The organism is Burkholderia sp. Cy-637 (genome assembly GCF_011753175.1).
Taxonomy (GTDB): Bacteria; Pseudomonadota; Gammaproteobacteria; order Burkholderiales; family Burkholderiaceae; genus Burkholderia; species Burkholderia gladioli.
This window is the reverse complement of the sequence record NZ_VWWC01000362.1, coordinates 1-1,797: the sequence shown is the minus strand read 5'-3', so window position 1 is coordinate 1,797 and position 1,797 is coordinate 1. Positions and strand designations below refer to the sequence as shown.

Sequence of the window (1,797 nt, the reverse complement as noted above, 5' to 3'; positions counted from 1 at the left end):
CGTCGCCGCCGGCCGCGCGCCCCAGCAGCGTCACGCGCTCGGCGCGCGCGCCGGGCAGGTGCGGCACGATGAAGCCCGAGCGCACCGCCAGCGCGCCGCGATAGAAGGCACGCCAGGCGCGCGCGTCGTCGCTCTCGTGGTCGGCGTCGACGGCGGCCAGCGAGGCGCGCGCGAAGGTGGCGGGATCGTTCGGATCGGGGATCGCCTCGCGATGCTCGGCGCTGGCGAAGGCGGGGAAGGCGGCGAATTCGCGGCGGCGCCCCTCGCGCACGGCCTCGGCCAGCTCGCCCTGGTAGTCGGTGAAGAACTGGAACGGCTGGGTCGAGCCGGTTTCCTCGCCCATGAACAGCAGCGGCACCTGCGGCGCGAGCAGCAGCAGCGCGGTGGCCGCGCGCAGCGCATCGTCGTTGATCAGCATGCGCAGCCGCTCGCCGAAGGCGCGGTTGCCGACTTGGTCGTGGTTCTGCAGGAAGGCCACGAAGGCGGTGGGCGGCAGGTCCGCGCTCGGTTCGCCGCGCGGCCGCCCTTCATGCAGCGGCGAGGGCTCGCCCTGGTAGGCGAAGCCCTCGGCCAGGGTGCGCGCGAAGCGCTGCAGCGGCGCGTCGGCATAGGCGCGGTAATAGCCCTCGCGCTCGCCGGTCAGCAACACGTGCAGGCTGTTGTGGAAGTCGTCGTTCCATTGCGCGTCGAAGCCGGCGTCGCCGAGCAGGCGCGCGCTGTTGCGCTCGTTCTCCAGCACCAGGTGGATATGCCGCGTGTGGTTCGCGTAGCCGCGCACGCGTGCGGCCAGCGCGACCAGCCAGCCGTCGTTGTCGATCGCGTGAGCGGCGTCGATGCGCAGCCCGTCGACGCGAAATTCCTCCAGCCAGTAGAGCGCGTTGTCGATGAAGAAGCGCCCCACCTCGTCGCGATCGAAGTCGATCGCCGGGCCCCAGGCGGTGTGGCTGCCCTCGCGGAAGAAGCTCGGGGCGTAACTGGCCAGCCAGTTGCCGTCGGGGCCGAAGTGGTTGTAGACCACGTCGACGAAGACCTGCAGGCCCAGGCCGTGCGCGGCGTCGATCAAGGCCTTGAGGTCCTCGGGGCGTCCATAGGGCGCTGCCGGCGCGAACGGCAGCACGCCGTCGTAGCCCCAGTTGCGCTCGCCGGGGAAGGCGGCCAGCGGCATCAGCTCGAGCGCCGTCACGCCGAGCGCGGCCAGCTCGCCGAGCCGGCGCTCGACGCCGCGATAGCCGCCCAGCGCGCCCACGTGCAGCTCGTAGATCACCGTCTCGTGCCAGGGCCGGCCGCGCCAGTCGTCGTGCATCCAGCGATAGGCGGCCGGGTCGATCACCTCGCTCGGGCCGTGCACGCCCTCGGGCTGGAAGCGCGAGGCGGGATCGGGCACCGCCTCGCCGCCGTCGAGCCGGTAGCGGTAGCGCGTGCCGGAGCCGAACGGCGCGGTGGTGTCGAACCAGCCGCCCTCGCAGGCGGTCATGGCGACGCTGGCCTGGCGCTCGCCGTCGTCGAGCTCGACCGAGACGGCCCGGCAGGCGGGCGCCCACAGCCGGAAGTGGGTGCGCCGCGCATCGAGGCAGCAGGCGCCGAACGAGGCCGGATACGCGTGGCGGCCGGCGGGAAAGGGCAGGGAATCGGACAGGGAATCGGACATCGTCACATCCTTGGGAAAAAGGGCGCGTCAGCGTCGCGGCGAGGCTGGCGCGCGCGCGGAATCGGGAGCGGCCGCGCGCGGGCTGGCGTGGCCGGTGTGGCGCGGCGCTTCGCGTCGCGCGGCGGAATCGGGAGCCGTGTCGGCGGCGC

General features: G+C 73.3%; 1 protein-coding gene. It reads right to left on the bottom strand.

Annotated features, from left to right (window positions below):
• Positions 1-1,648 (bottom strand): malto-oligosyltrehalose trehalohydrolase (gene treZ, locus F3J10_RS35510; protein ID WP_167244038.1); only part of this gene is annotated, 1,648 nt, incomplete at its 3' end.
• Positions 1,649-1,797 lie beyond the last annotated feature (149 nt).